This window comes from Sphingobium sp. CFD-1 (assembly GCF_024611115.1).
Taxonomy (GTDB): Bacteria; Pseudomonadota; Alphaproteobacteria; order Sphingomonadales; family Sphingomonadaceae; genus Sphingobium; species Sphingobium baderi_A.
In genome coordinates this window covers 2,545,965-2,560,337 of record NZ_CP084398.1, presented here as the reverse complement: position 1 = coordinate 2,560,337, position 14,373 = coordinate 2,545,965, and the positions used below count along the sequence as shown (strand labels likewise).

13 protein-coding genes are annotated in these 14,373 nt (G+C 64.2%); 6 read left to right on the top strand and 7 right to left on the bottom strand.

Annotation, left to right across the window (positions count from 1 at the left end; all coding sequences use genetic code 11):
* Positions 1 to 14: 14 nt before the first annotated feature.
* From cysK to hflK, 7 genes are all read right to left on the bottom strand, one after another.
* A complete protein-coding gene (cysK, locus tag LDB26_RS12950; RefSeq protein WP_062067344.1) occupies positions 15 to 932 on the bottom strand; it encodes a cysteine synthase A in 918 nt (305 codons plus the stop codon).
* On the bottom strand, positions 929 to 2,233 hold the full coding sequence (locus LDB26_RS12945) for an MFS transporter (protein ID WP_257538691.1): 1,305 nt from the start codon (positions 2,231 to 2,233) through the stop codon (positions 929 to 931). The genes cysK and LDB26_RS12945 overlap by 4 nt, the downstream gene beginning before the upstream one ends.
* A gap of 162 nt (positions 2,234 to 2,395) precedes the next feature.
* A complete protein-coding gene (locus LDB26_RS12940) occupies positions 2,396 to 2,821 on the bottom strand; it encodes a hypothetical protein (protein WP_062067331.1) in 426 nt (141 codons plus the stop codon).
* Between the two features lie 67 nt (positions 2,822 to 2,888).
* A complete protein-coding gene (locus tag LDB26_RS12935; protein WP_257538689.1) occupies positions 2,889 to 4,514 on the bottom strand; it encodes a DUF853 domain-containing protein in 1,626 nt (541 codons plus the stop codon).
* Positions 4,515 to 4,636: 122 nt separating this feature from the next.
* Positions 4,637 to 6,160, bottom strand: a complete 1,524-nt coding sequence (locus LDB26_RS12930; RefSeq protein WP_062067325.1) for a Do family serine endopeptidase — start codon at positions 6,158 to 6,160, stop codon at positions 4,637 to 4,639.
* A gap of 112 nt (positions 6,161 to 6,272) precedes the next feature.
* Positions 6,273 to 7,118, bottom strand: coding sequence for a protease modulator HflC (hflC, locus tag LDB26_RS12925; RefSeq protein WP_062067322.1), 846 nt, complete (start codon positions 7,116 to 7,118; stop codon positions 6,273 to 6,275).
* Positions 7,118 to 8,254 carry an FtsH protease activity modulator HflK gene (gene hflK, locus LDB26_RS12920; RefSeq protein WP_197413620.1) on the bottom strand — a complete coding sequence of 379 codons (1,137 nt, stop codon included), beginning with the start codon at positions 8,252 to 8,254 and terminating at the stop codon, positions 7,118 to 7,120. The genes hflC and hflK overlap by 1 nt, the downstream gene beginning before the upstream one ends.
* Before the next feature lie 152 nt (positions 8,255 to 8,406).
* Between hflK and LDB26_RS12915 the strand changes: the two genes are divergently transcribed.
* The 6 genes from LDB26_RS12915 (at position 8,407) to LDB26_RS12890 (ending at position 14,362) form a co-directional block, all read left to right on the top strand.
* Positions 8,407 to 9,366: an Mrp/NBP35 family ATP-binding protein gene (locus tag LDB26_RS12915; RefSeq protein WP_062067320.1), complete on the top strand. Its 960-nt coding sequence runs from the start codon at positions 8,407 to 8,409 to the stop codon at positions 9,364 to 9,366.
* Positions 9,367 to 9,613: 247 nt separating this feature from the next.
* Positions 9,614 to 10,048, top strand: coding sequence for a CoA-binding protein (locus tag LDB26_RS12910; RefSeq protein ID WP_257538687.1), 435 nt, complete (start codon positions 9,614 to 9,616; stop codon positions 10,046 to 10,048).
* A 39-nt stretch (positions 10,049 to 10,087) separates the two neighbouring features.
* Positions 10,088 to 12,358 carry a xanthine dehydrogenase family protein molybdopterin-binding subunit gene (locus LDB26_RS12905; protein WP_257538685.1) on the top strand — a complete coding sequence of 757 codons (2,271 nt, stop codon included), beginning with the start codon at positions 10,088 to 10,090 and terminating at the stop codon, positions 12,356 to 12,358.
* 2 nt (positions 12,359 to 12,360) lie between these two features.
* The gene (gene hemH, locus LDB26_RS12900) at positions 12,361 to 13,329 is read left to right on the top strand and encodes a ferrochelatase (RefSeq protein WP_257538684.1); all 969 of its coding nucleotides are present in this window, start codon (positions 12,361 to 12,363) and stop codon (positions 13,327 to 13,329) included.
* A gap of 35 nt (positions 13,330 to 13,364) precedes the next feature.
* On the top strand, positions 13,365 to 14,087 hold the full coding sequence (phbB, locus tag LDB26_RS12895) for an acetoacetyl-CoA reductase (RefSeq protein WP_257538683.1): 723 nt from the start codon (positions 13,365 to 13,367) through the stop codon (positions 14,085 to 14,087).
* Entirely contained in the window at positions 14,087 to 14,362 is a 276-nt protein-coding gene (locus LDB26_RS12890) for a ribbon-helix-helix domain-containing protein (RefSeq protein WP_257538682.1), read from the top strand. Before phbB ends, LDB26_RS12890 begins: the two co-directional genes overlap by 1 nt.
* Positions 14,363 to 14,373: the final 11 nt, after the last annotated feature.

Here is a 14,373-nt window from a genome sequence, read left to right as displayed (position 1 = left end):
CTTCCGGCTTACCCTTATTCCGGCAGGAAATCGGGAACGGACAAATAGCGTTCGCCAGTGTCATAGTTGAAGCCCAGAACGCGGCTCCCGGCGGGCAGTTCCCTGATCTTCTGGGCGATGGCCGCCAGCGTCGCGCCGGATGAGATGCCAACCAACAATCCTTCTTCGCTTGCCGCGCGCCGGGCATAGTCCTTCGCATCGGCGGGATCGACCTGAATCACGCCGTCCAGCAACTGCGTATGGAGATTGGCCGGAATGAACCCCGCGCCAATTCCCTGAATAGAGTGGGGTCCGGGCTGTCCGCCGCTGATGACAGGGGAAAGCGTGGGTTCCACCGCATAGACTTTCAGGTTCGGCCACAGTTTCTTGAGCACCTCGGCGGCCCCGGTGATATGGCCGCCCGTGCCCACGCCCGTGATCAGCGCATCGATGGGCGCATCGGCGAAATCATGGGCGATCTCCTGCGCGGTGGTGCGGGCATGCACGTCGATATTGGCGGGATTCTCGAACTGCTGCGGCATCCATGACCCCGGCGTCTGGTCGATCAGTTCCAGCGCGCGCTCGATGGCGCCCTTCATGCCCTTTTCGCGCGGCGTCAGGTCGAAACGCGCGCCATAGGCCAGCATCAGGCGCCGCCGCTCGATCGACATGCTTTCGGGCATGACCAGGATCAGCTTATAGCCCTTGACCGCGGCGACCATGGCCAGGCCGACGCCGGTATTGCCGGAGGTCGGCTCGATGATCGTGCCGCCGGGCTTGAGTTCGCCCGAAGCCTCCGCCGCCTCGATCATCGCGAGGGCGATGCGATCCTTGATCGACCCGCCGGGGTTGGAGCGTTCGGACTTGATCCATACTTCCGCGTCGCCAAACAGCTTGTTGATGCGGATATGCGGCGTGTTGCCGATGGTTTCGAGAATATTGGCAGCTTTCATGAGGACTTCTCCTGGCTGATGTCCGCCTCCCTTATGTCGGGTGGGTCGAAGGTGCGTGCAAGGCGCAATTCGGGAAACAGGCGCGCCCAGACAAGGGTGATGACAATAGCGCCGATTCCTCCGCCGATCACGGCCGCAATCGGGCCGACCAGCGCGGCGAGGAAACCGGACTCCGCCTCGCCCAGCTCATTGGAGGCGGAGATGGTGAGTTGCGACAGGCTCGACACCCGGCCCCGCATGGCGTCGGGCGTGTGAAGCTGAATCAGCGACTGCCGGACATAGACTGACACCATATCGACGCTGCCCAGTGCGATCAGGGATGCGATCCCCACTTCCATCGCGATGCTCCGGGGCAGGAAAGCGGTGCAGCCGAAGGTGATGGTGGCAAGGCCGAAAAGGACCACGGCCCCCAGCATCTTGAGGCCCACTTCTTTCTTCATCGGCCGGAATGAGAAATAGAGCGCGGTGACGCCTGCGCCAATGCCGGGGGAAGCCGCCAGGTGTCCAAGGCCGGTCGATCCCACATGCAATATGTCGCGGGCATAGATGGGCAGCAATGCGGTCGCGCCCGCCAGCAGCACCGCGAACAGATCCAGCGTGATCGCGGCCAGCACCAGCCGGTTGGTGCGGACATAGGCGAAGCCGTCGATCATCTGGCGGATCGGATGGCGGCTGGTGTCGCGCGGCGGCTGCGGCACCGGCCCGATCAGCATCATGCAGATCAGCGCCATGGCGAACAAGGCCGACGCCAGCGCATAGGCGCCCCATGGCTCGGCTGCGTAGGCATAGCCGCCCAATGCGGGCCCGGCGATCATGCCCGTCTGCCACACGACGCTGGAAATGGCGATGGCGTTGGGCAGCACTTCGCGCGGCACCAGATTGGGCGCGAGCGCGCTATAGGCCGGCCCGTTGAAGGCGCGGGCAATGCCGACGATGGCCGCGATGCAGAAGATCAGCGGCAGGCTGATCCAGCCTTCCCATGTCGCGAAGGCGAGCAGGCCAGAGGATAATGTCAGCAGCGTCAACGTTACGCGCGTAATGATGCGCCGGTCGAAATGATCGGCGACCCACCCCGTCACCGGCGTCAGAAAGAAGAGCGGCACGAACTGCGCGAGGCCGATCAGGCCAAGCTGGGCCGCCGCGCCCGATGTGCTCATCGTCTCGCGGGCGACGTTATAGGCTTGCCATCCCAGCACGATCATCATGCCATATTGGGCAAGCACCGCTGCGAAACGGCCCGCCAGATATGCGCGGAAATCGGGATAGTGAAGCGGATGCCGCGGCGCGTGAGGGGACGTCATGCGCTTTCCTTAGCCGCGCCGGGTTGCAAACGGCAACCATATGGCAAGGAAAGGGAAGCAGTAATTCTTGCTGCTTCCATGTCCGCGCTTTGGCGGTCACGGAAACTCCGATTCCTCTGCGGCCTTGCGGGCCGGAACCTGCAAGGGGAAGGCCGGGCGATTCTATTCGTCGCGGCGCAGCAGGATGCCCGTCACCGAACCGTTACGCACCGAGCAGACGAACGGGACAGATGAATCGGTCGCGGGAGCCACCATGCCTTCCACTTCCCAGCCGGTCGCCATGCTGTTCGCGCTGGGTGTGCCGATGATCTTCGCGCCCGCTCCCGCCTGTGCGAGCGCCTTCTGCGCGCAGGCGTCACGCGCGCCGTGGGCCGTCGCGATGGAGCCATAGCCGGAGCCGGGCGAAACATAGGGTTGCCGCTTGGCGTCGCGCTCGGCCTGCCGGTCGCTGGCGATGTCGCTCAGGATCGCGGCGCCGACGGCGCGATGCAGATCGCCGTGGCTTTGGGCGAGGGCCGCCGTCCCGGCCGTCAGGCCAAGGGCGAGAGCCGTCATCGTGAAAACTGTCCGCCGCGCTGCCAAGGTCATGCCGTCCTCCCTGTCTGGACTGCTATGATACCGTCATCATCGGCGCGGGAAAAGCGGTCATACGCGGCTATTTGAACAGCCCCCCCAATATGCCCCGCACCAGCTTGCCTGCAATCCCGCCAGAGCTACGGCTCGATCCGCCAAAGACGGCGCGGCCAAGCTCATTGGCCACCTGGCGCCCGACCGAGGAAGCAGCGGAGCGCGTGGCGGACTGGACCGCCTTGTCGAGGGCTGATGGCTTGGCCGCTTCCCGCTGGGCCGCCGCATCCCGCCGGGCCTGTTCCTTCAACTCCTGCTCGCGCTGCTTGGCTTCGACCTTGGCCTGAGCGGCGGCGGCCTTGTCGGCTTCCGCCTTCGCCTTGGCCGCTTCGGCAGACGCAGCGGCGGCTTGCCCGCGCGCGGCGAGGATTTCCTGCGCCGACTCCCGATTGACGGCGGCGTCATATTTGCCCGTGCACGGCGAAATCGACTGGATGATCGCGCGTTCCTTGGCATCCACGGGGCCAAGCCGCGACCGGGGCGGGGCGATCAGCGTGCGTTGCACGATGCTGGGCGATCCGTCTTCCTGAAGCAGGGAAACCAGCGCTTCGCCGACCTTGAGTTCGGTGATGGCGGTTTCGACCTTAAGGTCGGGGTTGATGCGGAATGTATCCGCCGCCGCCTTGATCGCTTTCTGGTCGCGGGGTGTAAAGGCGCGCAGGGCGTGCTGCACGCGATTGCCAAGCTGGCCCGCCACGGCTTCGGGAATGTCGATCGGGTTCTGGGTGACGAAATAGACGCCCACGCCCTTGGATCGGATGAGGCGAACCACCTGTTCGATCTTGTCCTCCAGCGCGGGCGGCACATCGTCGAACAGCAGATGCGCCTCGTCGAAGAAGAATACCAGCACCGGCTTGTCCGGGTCGCCCACCTCCGGCAGCGTTTCGAACAGTTCGGAAAGCAGCCACAGCAGAAATGTGGCGTAGAGCTTGGGGCTCTGCATCAGCTTGTCGGCAGCCAGGATGTTGATATAGCCGCGGCCCTTGTCGTCGACCTTCAGGAAATCATGGATGTCGAGCGCCGGTTCCCCGAAGAAATGCGCGCCGCCCTGGCTTTCGAGCTGAAGGAGCTGGCGCTGGATCGCGCCCACGCTGGCCTTGGTCACATTGCCATAGCGCGACGACAGGCTGTCCGCATTGTCCGCGCAATAGGCCAGCATGGATTGCAAATCGGCAAGGTCGAGCAGCAGCAACCCTTCCTCATCGGCATATTTGAAAGCGATGGACAGCACGCCTTCCTGCGTTTCGTTCAGGCCCATCAGGCGCGCCAGCAGCAGCGGGCCCATTTCGCTGACGGTGGTGCGGATCGGATGGCCCTGCTCACCGTAAAGATCCCAGAAGATCGCGGGATTGTCGGCATAGCTGTAATTTTCGATGCCGATTTCCTTGGCCCGCTCGACCAGCTTGTCGGCATTTTTCGCCGTCGGCGATCCCGCCATGGATATGCCTGACAGGTCGCCCTTCACATCGGACAGGAACACCGGCACGCCCAGCGCGGAAAAGCTTTCGGCGATCCCTTGCAGTGTCACCGTCTTGCCGGTGCCGGTCGCGCCAGCGATCAGGCCATGGCGGTTGGCGCGCCGCAGGTTCAGATATTGGGGCAGGCCGCCATCCTTTTCCGGCGCGCCCAAACCGATGAAAATGCCGTCGCTCATTGACCCACGCTCCCTCGAAAAAACATTGGGCCGCGCTTGCCGGTTCAGCCCGCTCCCCGTTTATGGGAAGGGGAACTGATCCGGCAGGCGCGGCCCATCATGATCCGCTGTCCTGCCCAGCCTTATTTGTCGCGAAGCCGCACGGGCAGGAAGATCGGCGGTTGTCCGCGACGCAGCACCTGCAACAGGATCGCGCTGCGGCCCTGCGACGACACCTGCTTCACTGCCGCATCCAGATCGGACTGGCTGACGACGGGGCGGTTGTTCGCGCTGATGATGACGTCGCCGCGACGCAGGCCCTTCGCCCCCGCATCGGTGGAAGCGTCGACCGCCGTGATGACGATGCCGCGCGTATCGGCCGCGATGCCCAGCTGCCGGATGATGCTGGAGGTCAACGGAATGGCGGAAATGCCGAGCGACTTCTGTGCGGCCTGCCCGTTATCCGATCCATTGTCCTGCTGGCCAAGCGCATCGTCATCCTGCTGCTGCGCGAAGTTGTTGAGCTGATCTTCGGGCGGGCGTTCGCCGACGATGGCGGTGACATTCTGCCGCTGGCCGTTGCGGATGATGACGATGGGCACGCGCGCGCCGATCGCCTGATTCGCGACGATGGACGACAGATTCTGGTCCGGGGTCACTTCCTGCCCGGCGACGCTGACGATCACATCGCCCGCCTTGATCCCTGCTTTGTCCGCGCCCTTGCCCGGCTCGACGCTCTGGACGAATTCGCCACGGTTCTTCGCCAGCCCCAGGGAATCGGCCATGTCCTCGCCCAGCGGCGTGATTTGGATGCCCAGATAGCCGCGCTTGACGATCTGCCCCTTGCGAAGCGTTTCGACGATGGGCGCCGCCTGCTCCGATGGAATGGCGAAGCCGATGCCGACATTGCCGCCCGAAGGCGACAGGATCTGGCTGTTGATGCCGATCACGTTGCCGGCCATGTCGAACATCGGGCCGCCGCTATTGCCCTGGTTGATGGACGCGTCGGTCTGGATGAACTTGTCATAGGTGCCGCCGGTGCCGCGATGCAGGGCGGAAATAATGCCCGCCGTCACCGTGCCCGAAAGGGCGAAGGGATTGCCGATGGCCACCACCCAGTCGCCCACGCGGGCGCGGGTGCTGTCGCCGAACTTGACGAAGGGCATGGGCTTCTTCGCGTCGATCTTCAGCACGGCGATGTCGGTCGCCGGATCGCGGCCGACCAGCTTGGCGGGATATTCCTCGCGGTTGGTGAGCGTCACCGTGATCGAATCGACGCTCGCGCCTTCCGCGCCCGCGGACACCACATGGTTGTTGGTGACGATATAGCCGTCCGGCGAGATGATGAAGCCGGAGCCGAGCGATTGCGCCTGACGGGTCTGTGGCTGGCCGCCTCCGCCTCCACCCTGGCCAAAGCCGAACAGGTCGCCAAAGGGCGTGCCGGCGAAGGGGTTCTGTACCTGTACGCGCTGCTTGGTCGAAATGTTGACGACGGCGGGTTGCAGTTTTTCCACCATGTCGGCCAGACTGGCGGGCGCTCCTGCGGGCGCGGCGGCCTGCATTCCTTCATTTTGCGCGGTCTGCGCGCCGACATTGGGGCTTGAGGTGACGGCGATGGCGGTGCCGCCAAGCAGCAGGGCGCCGGTAATGGCATAAGCGTAACGCACTCGTGACGGTCCTCTCATGATCTTCGGGAATGGAAGGGCGGGACTCTAGGAGAGTCCTGGATGCGCCGCCCTGCCTTAACCCATATTGAATGACTCTGGTTCCGTAATGACCTCATCGCCCCTGGAATTGCCGGAGGAATTCATTATCGCGGGACAGGACCATATTGGTCTGCCCCGGCTTGTCGGTCGCGAAGGTATAGCGATAGGACTGCATCGCCCGATAGAAATCGTAGAATTGCGGGTCCTTGCCAAAACTTTCGGCATAGATGCGGGCGGCGTTCGCGTCTGCTTCGGCCCGGATGATCTGGGCCTGTTTGGCGCCCTGCGCGCGGATGGTGAGCGCTTCCTGCTCGCGCGCGGTCCGCATCCGGGTAAAGGCGCTTTCCAGCGGCGTGCCGTCGGGCAGGTCGGCGCGCTTGATGCGGACATCGACGATTTCCGCGCCATATTGCCGCGCGACGCGGTCGAGGCCCGCTTCGATATTCTGCATCACCTGGCCGCGCTCGGGGCTGAGCAGCGCCGCGAAAGGCCGCTTGCCCAGTTCGTTGCGAAGCGCCGAGCCGAGTATGGGCCGCAGCGCGTCGGACACGCGTTCCTCGCTTCCCGCCGCGATATACATGCGAAGCGGATCGACGATGCGGTAACGGGCAAAGGCGTCCACCTGCAAGCGAAGCTGGTCGGTCGACAGCACCTGCTGCCGCTCCATCTCGACCGACAGGACGCGCTTGTCGATCCACACGATCTGGTCGATGAACGGCCAGCGCATGATGACGCCCGCGCCGGTTTTCCCGAAGGTTTCGTTCGGACGATAGCGGTTGATGATCGCCTTGGGATCGCCGAAGCGCACGACCACGCCCTGCTTGGTTTCCGGCACGATGGCGATGGTGCTGCCAAGCAGGAGCAGCAACGCGATGGCGATGAGCGCGATGGCGATCGGATGGCGTTGGAATGCGGGCATCACTGATCCCCCTCGGCCTGCGCGGCGTTGCCTGGCGCGGCGGTGGCGGCCTGCGCCCGGCGCTTGAGTTCGGGCAGCGGCAGATAGGGGGTGACGTTGCCGCTTTCGACGATCGTCTTGTCGACGTTGGACAGAACGCTCTCCATGGTTTCATAATACATGCGGCGGCGCGTGACGTCCGGGGCGAGCCGGTATTGCTCGAACACCTTGTCGAACGCGGCGGCCTCGCCCTGCGCCTTGGCCGTCACCTGCTGGGCGGCGGCGCGTGCTTCGTTGAGGTAGGTCTGCGCGGTTTGCTGCGCGGCGGAGACCGCCTTGAACGCGTCATTGACGGCGGTGGGCGGATCGGCCTGCTTGATCGCGACGCCCTGCACGCGGATGCCGGACCTGTAGCCGTCGAGGATTTCCTGCATCCGCAATTCGACCTGCTGTTCGATCTCGGTGCGGCCCGCGCCCAGCGCGTCGTCCAGGCTGACGCTGGCGACGACCGAGCGCATGGCGCTTTCGGCGACTTCGCGGACGCTCGCGTCGGGATCGGAAAGCTGGAACAGATAGAGTTCGGGATTACGGATGTTCCAGCGGACCGAATAAGCCAGGTCGATGATGTTCTGATCGCCCGTCAGGACGAGGTTTTCGCTTTCGGCGCTGGTCGATCCGATGTCGATGGTGCGGATTTCCTCGACATCCACCGTCGTCACATTCTCGAACGGCGCGGGCAGCGTCAGGCTGATACCGGGCGAAAGCGTGCGGCTATATTTGCCGAGCAGCGTGACGACGCCGCGTTCCTGCGGACCCACGCGGTGAAAACATGTAAGCGCCAGCCACAACAGAATGAGGATACCGATGGCGAGCGGCCACAACGCCTTCCCATTGGCGCGGGGCGGCAGTCCGCCTAGCCCGCCGCCACCGCCCGAACCAAAGCTCTCGCGGCTGCGGCGCAGCAGTTCCTCGATCGCGGAGGGGCCTTTCTGCCCGCCCGATTTGCCTGGCTGGGTCCACGGGTTGCGCGGGCCATCGTTCCCCCCGCCGCCCTTGCCCGGTCCGTCATTGCCCTCCGGCCCGTCGCTTTTACCGCCCCATGGCCCCTGGACCATGGCGCTCGCGATGCCGGGCATCCACCCGAAAATTCTCTTCATGAGGTCTCTATAGGAAGGCTGAGCGGCGAAAAACAGTGCCCATCGTCGGGAATATTGTTTGAAAGCATTTCCGGACGGCGCGCGAAGCGGAAAATGCGCCAGCCGGGCAAAGCCTCTTTCCCCACCATGCCGAAAGGCTTTAGAGGGCAGCCATGACCGATCTCGACAGCTTCGCCGCACGCCTCAAGACCATCACCGGCGGCCGCGCCAGCACGCCGCGCGTCAAGGACGGCGTCATGACCCTCGCGCTGGAAGTAGGCGGCCTGACCGCCGATCAGCGCGACGCCATCGCCGCCGCCATTCGCGAAGGCGCGCTGACCGTTCCGGGCGTGAGCGATGTCCGCATCGCCATGACCGCGGAACGCAAGGAATTGCGGATCATCGCGGTCGCGTCGGGGAAAGGGGGCGTCGGCAAATCCACGCTGTCGGCCAATCTGGCCGTGGCCCTCAAACGGCTGGGCCATCGCGTGGGCCTTGTCGATGCCGACATCTATGGCCCGTCGCAGGCCCGCCTGATGGCGAGCGAGGATCAAAAGCCGCAGGCGCGCGACAAGCATCTGATCCCCGTGCAAAGCCCGGTGGGCGTGCCGATGCTGTCCATGGCCCATCTGGTGGAGCCGGGCCGCGCGCTGGCGTGGCGCGGGCCGATGGTCAGCAATGCGCTGGGCCAGCTCATCGACGCCGAATGGGGCGACGTGGAAACGCTGATCGTTGACATGCCGCCGGGCACCGGCGACATCCAGCTTTCGATGATCCAGAAGCACAAGCCCGCCGGCGTGGTGATCGTTTCCACGCCGCAGGATCTGGCGCTGATCGACGCCACCCGCGCCGTCAACCTGTTCGAGCAGGCGCATGTGCCGCTGATCGGCCTGGTCGAGAATATGGCGGGCTATGCCTGTCCCCATTGCGGCGAGGTTTCCGATCCCTTCGGCGCGGGCGGCGCGGAAGCGGCGGCGAAAGAGATGGGCATGCCCTTCCTGGGCCGCATCCCGCTCGCCATCGACATCCGCCGCCGCTCGGACGCGGGCGATCCTCCCGCGGCGGGCGACGATGTGCATGGGCAGGCGTTTCGCGCCATCGCGGAAAAGGTTGCGGAACATATCGCGCGATAAGGATAGGGCGTGGCCGCAGGACAGCGGATCGCGTGATCCGGTTTGGGTGGGGAGCGGACTGTCCGCTATTCCCATCTCCGTTCGCCCTTTGACTTCGCTCAGCCCGAACGGAGGTGGGTTGTCCGCAACTGGCCGTTTGCACCATCCCTCGCGTCTCTCGCCCCACCTCCCAAAGCGCCCATAAATGGGAACGTCTTGCTTTACGCCGCGTCTCTCCCATCTGGGAAGCTGAACCAAGGAGGCTGCCATGCCATTGACCGAGCCGCAGGATATCGCCGATCTGCTGGGCGAAACCCGCACCATTGCGCTGATCGGCATTTCCGATCGTCCCGACCGCCCCAGCTATGGCGTCATGAAGGCGCTTCAGGACCATGGCTATCGCGTCCTGCCGGTCAATCCCCAGATCGCGGGAGAGCATGTGCATGGCGAGTTCGTCTGGGACCGGCTGTCCGACATTGGCGTGCCCATCGACATGGTCGACATCTTCCGCCGCAGCGAGGCGGCGGGCGAGGCAGTGGACGACGCCATCGCCGCCGGGGCAAAGGCGGTCTGGATGCAGCTCGGCGTCATCAACCCGCAAGCGGCCGCACGCGCGGAAGCCGCTGGCCTCAAGGTCGTGATGGACCGTTGCCCCGCAATCGAAATCCCGCGCCTCGGCCTTGCGCCCATCCGTGCCGAATAAGGCTATGCAGCGCCTTTGCCGCTCTCTATCAGTCGGGATATGGGGCGAGCACCGCTAAGGCAGAAGGGTAGGGGCAGGCAGGGAATCGACCGCCGCGCCCTGCTTGTCGGTGGAGGCGCCGGCGCGGGGCTGCTGCTCGCATGGGCCGTCTGGCCGCGCAGCTACAAGCCCAATCTCAACGCCGCGCCGGGGGAGTTCGTCTTCAACGCCTTCCTCAAGATCGATCGGGCGGGACAGGTGATCGTCATCGTGCCGCAACTGGAAATGGGGCAGGGGATAACGACCCTGCTGCCCCAGATTCTCGCGGATGAACTGGGCGCCGACTGGCGCACCATCGCGGTGCAAAGCGCGCCGGAAAGCCCCCTTTATGCGAACACCCTTCTGGCGCGTGAGTGGCTGGCGAGCGACTGGACCCGCGTCGGCGGCGAGGTGGGCGACTGGGCGCTCGATCAATATGCGACGCGCAAGGCGCTGATGCTGACGGGCGGCGGAACCTCCGTGCCGATGTTCCACGATGCCTATCGCGATGCCGGGGCCGCGGCGCGCATCCTGCTGTGCAAGGCGGCGGCGAAGCGCTGGAACGTGCCGTGGGAAAGCTGCGACATTCAGGAAGGTCTGATTTCCGACGGCGGCCAAAGGACGCTGCGTTTTGGAGATGTGGTCGAGGAGGCGGCGGCGTTCGACCTTCCCGAGATCCTGCCCCTGCGGCAGGGGATGGAGGGGCGGTTGGCGGGACAGGATTTGCCCCGGCTCGACACGCCTTCCAAGCTCGACGGCAGCCATAATTTCGCCGCCGACATCCGCCTGCCCGACATGATCTTCGCGTCGATCCGCCAAGGGCCGATCGGCGATGCGCGGCTGGAAAGCGTGAATGAGGGCGCAGCCAGGAGCGTCACCGGCTTCCTGAAGCTGGTCCGGTCGGAACGCTGGGTCGCCGCGGTTGGAACCAACTGGTGGGCGGCGAACAAGGCGCTCGATCTGGCCGATCCCGTATTCATGCTGGATGGGCCGCCCGTCAGCGACGAACGCATCGACGCCGCGCTGGAGGATGCCTTTTCCGGTTCCCATGGCCGCCGTCTTTATACGCAGGGCGACCTGTTGCCGGTGTTTGAGGGCGCGACGATTCTGGCCAGCGAATATCGCGTGGACGCCGGGCTGCATCTGGCGCTTGAACCGATGTGCGCCACCGCGCGCGTCACCGACGCCGGGGCTGAGGTGTGGACCGCGACGCAGGCCCCAGGTCTCGCCCGCACGGCCATCGCCGACGCGCTGGGGATCGACCGGGCTTCCGTGACGCTTTACCCCGTGCACGCGGGCGGCTCTTTCGGGCGCAAGATGGATTTCGAGGCAGCGGTGCAGGCGGCCCTGATCGCGCGGGACATGGGGCGTCCCGTCCAGTTGCTCTGGTCGCGGCTGGAGGATGTCATTCATGACCGGCCAAGCCCGCCCGCCCATGCTCGCATGGCAGCGAAGCTCGGCCGCAGCGGCGTGATAGAGGGCTGGCTGGCGAAAGTCGCCGCCCCCTGCGCGATGAGCCAGACCTGGGCACGGATCGCAAACGGCGCCTTGCCCCACGAAGCGGCGGCCCAGAGCGCGGACAAGGCGACAAGACTCGCGATCGCGGGTATGGAGATACCCTATGCCGTCTCCAACTGGGCCATCGACCACTATCCGTCAGATGTATATCTGCCTCTTGGTTTCGTGCGCGGCAACGCTCATTTGCACAGTACGTTCTTCACCGAAAGCTTCATGGATGAACTCGCCCATCTGGCACAGATGGAGGCGATGTCTTTCCGCATCCAGATGCTGGGCGGCAATCCGCGTCTCGCCCATTGCCTTTCGACCGCCGCCGCCATGGGGGGATGGCAGGGCGGCATTGCGGGCAGCGGGCAGGGGATCGCCGCGTATCAGGCCGGCAATGCGTTCGGCGCGGTGCTGGTGGAGGCCGCGATCACCGGCGGCAAACTCACGGTCAGTCGAATGGTCGCGGCGATCGATTGCGGCGATCAGGTCAATCCCGACATAGCCCGGCAGCAGGTGGAAAGCGGCCTGATCTATGGTCTTGCCTATGCGATGGGGGCGTCGGTCCCCTATGACAAGGGAATGCCCAGACGCGCCATATTGGGCCGCATGAACCTTCCTCGGCTGGACGATATTGGTGAAGTCACGGTTGAATTGATCCGCAGCACCGCGCAGCCCGCCAGTGCGACGGAAATCGCCGCACCACTGGTGACCCCGGCCATCGCCAACGCCCTCTTCACCGTCACCGGCCAAAGGTTCCGCAGCCTGCCGCTTCTTTCTCAGGACTGAATATGCCTCGCATCGGTGTTCTTCTCATCAATCTCGGCACGCCCGATGCGCCGGATGCTGGGGCCGTCCGGCGCTATCTGGCCGAATTTCTATCCGACCCGCGCGTTGTGGAAATCCCGCAATGGCTCTGGCAACCGATCCTGCGCGGGCCGATTCTGCTCACCCGTCCGCGCAAGTCAGCCCATGCCTATGCCCAGGTCTGGACGAAGGAGGGCTCCCCGCTCGCCGTCAATACCCGCGACGTGGCCATCGCCCTGCAAGGACGCTTCGGCTCCGAAGTGATGATCGACTGGGCCATGCGCTATGGCAATCCATCGATTGCGAGCCGGCTGGCGGCGCTTGATGAGGCAGGCTGCGACCGCATTGTGGTAGCGCCTCTTTACCCGCAATATTGCGGGGCAACGACCGCCACGGCGGTAGATTGCGTGTCGGCGGCGCTGGCAAAGATGCGCGCTCAACCCGCGATCCGCACCTTGCCGCCCTATTTCGACGATCCGGCCTATATAGAAGCGTTGAAGATGTCGGTCCAAAGGCAACTCGACGCGTTGGATTTCGAGCCCGATCTCCTGATCGCCAGTTTCCACGGAATGCCGGAACGTACAAAGACGCTGGGCGATCCTTATCATGAGCAGTCGCTGGAAACGGCGCGACTCCTGACGCAGGCTTTGGAACGGGACGTCCGGGTGACGTTCCAATCCCGTTTCGGACGAGCGAAATGGCTTGGGCCGGCGACCGATGAGACGCTCAAAAGCCTACCGCCAAAGGGTGTCCGAACGGTTGCCGTTCTTACGCCTGGCTTTTCTGCCGACTGCCTTGAAACCCTCGAAGAAATCGGCATCCGGGGACGAGATGATTTTCTGGCTGCTGGCGGGCAAAAATTCGCGCATTTGCCTTGTTTGAACGCCTCTCCAGAGGCTATCAAACTCTATGAGAATCTGATCGGTCGAGAATTGGCCGGCTGGGTGAGTTGAATGAGGTTTCAGACTGAAAAATTATAGGAGGGCTTATGAGCAAGGTTGCTGTCGTCACTGGCGGAACACGCGGTATTGGCGAGGCGATCAGCCTGGCTCTCAAGGCTCTCGGCTACACCGTCGCAGCTAATTATGCGGGCAATGAGGAAAAGGCGCGCGCCTTTACCGAAAAGACCGGCATCGCCACTTTCAAATGGGATGTCGGCGACCATCAAGCCTGCCTCGACGGATGCACGCAAGTGACGGAACAACTTGGCCCCATCGATATCGTGGTCAATAATGCAGGCATAACCCGCGATGGCGTGCTCGCGCGGATGAGCTTTGATGACTGGAATGATGTGATGCGCATCAATCTGGGCGGGTGCTTCAACATGGCCAAGGCGACGTTCGGCGGCATGCGGGAGCGGGGCTGGGGGCGCTTCGTCAATATCGGTTCGGTCAACGGGCAGGCGGGTCAATATGGTCAGGTGAATTACGCCGCCGCCAAATCCGGCATCCATGGCTTTACCAAGGCACTGGCGCAGGAAGGCGCGAAATTCGGCATCACCGTCAACGCGATCGCGCCCGGCTATGTCGATACCGACATGGTCGCCGCCGTTCCTGCGGCCGTGCTGGAAAAGATCGTCGCGAAGATACCGGTGGGCCGCCTTGGCCATGCCTCTGAAATCGCCCGCGGCGTGGCATTTCTGTGCGGTGAGGAGGCGGCCTTCATCACTGGCAGCACATTGTCGATCAACGGCGGTCAGCACATGTATTGATGGAACGGGATGAGGCTTCGTCGGCCCGGTCCGCCGGAGCCTCTCTTTTTGCCCCGCCTGCAAAGCGGAGCGTGACTATTGCTGGCCACCAGACGGCCATCAGCCTTGAACCGATATTCTGGAAGGCCCTTCGTGAGGAAGCGGCGCGCGAAGGGATTCCGGTCAACGCCCTTATCGCCCGGATCGATGTGGAGCGCCTGGCGGCAGCGCAGCCGCCCAATCTTGCCAGCGCGATCCGGTGCTGGCTTTTCGATGTGACATATCGAGCGCAATAATAAGAATTATT

Coding starts and splice junctions, on each gene's coding strand:
- LDB26_RS12915 (WP_062067320.1), top strand. CDS start 8,407: ATGACCGATCTCGACAGCTTCGCCGCACGCCTCAAGACCATCACCGGC.
- LDB26_RS12945 (WP_257538691.1), bottom strand. CDS start 2,233: ATGACGTCCCCTCACGCGCCGCGGCATCCGCTTCACTATCCCGATTTC.
- phbB (WP_257538683.1), top strand. CDS start 13,365: ATGAGCAAGGTTGCTGTCGTCACTGGCGGAACACGCGGTATTGGCGAG.
- cysK (WP_062067344.1), bottom strand. CDS start 932: ATGAAAGCTGCCAATATTCTCGAAACCATCGGCAACACGCCGCATATC.
- LDB26_RS12935 (WP_257538689.1), bottom strand. CDS start 4,514: ATGAGCGACGGCATTTTCATCGGTTTGGGCGCGCCGGAAAAGGATGGC.
- LDB26_RS12890 (WP_257538682.1), top strand. CDS start 14,087: ATGGAACGGGATGAGGCTTCGTCGGCCCGGTCCGCCGGAGCCTCTCTT.
- hemH (WP_257538684.1), top strand. CDS start 12,361: ATGCCTCGCATCGGTGTTCTTCTCATCAATCTCGGCACGCCCGATGCG.
- hflC (WP_062067322.1), bottom strand. CDS start 7,118: ATGCCCGCATTCCAACGCCATCCGATCGCCATCGCGCTCATCGCCATC.
- LDB26_RS12910 (WP_257538687.1), top strand. CDS start 9,614: ATGCCATTGACCGAGCCGCAGGATATCGCCGATCTGCTGGGCGAAACC.
- hflK (WP_197413620.1), bottom strand. CDS start 8,254: ATGAAGAGAATTTTCGGGTGGATGCCCGGCATCGCGAGCGCCATGGTC.
- LDB26_RS12905 (WP_257538685.1), top strand. CDS start 10,088: ATGGGGCGAGCACCGCTAAGGCAGAAGGGTAGGGGCAGGCAGGGAATC.
- LDB26_RS12940 (WP_062067331.1), bottom strand. CDS start 2,821: ATGACCTTGGCAGCGCGGCGGACAGTTTTCACGATGACGGCTCTCGCC.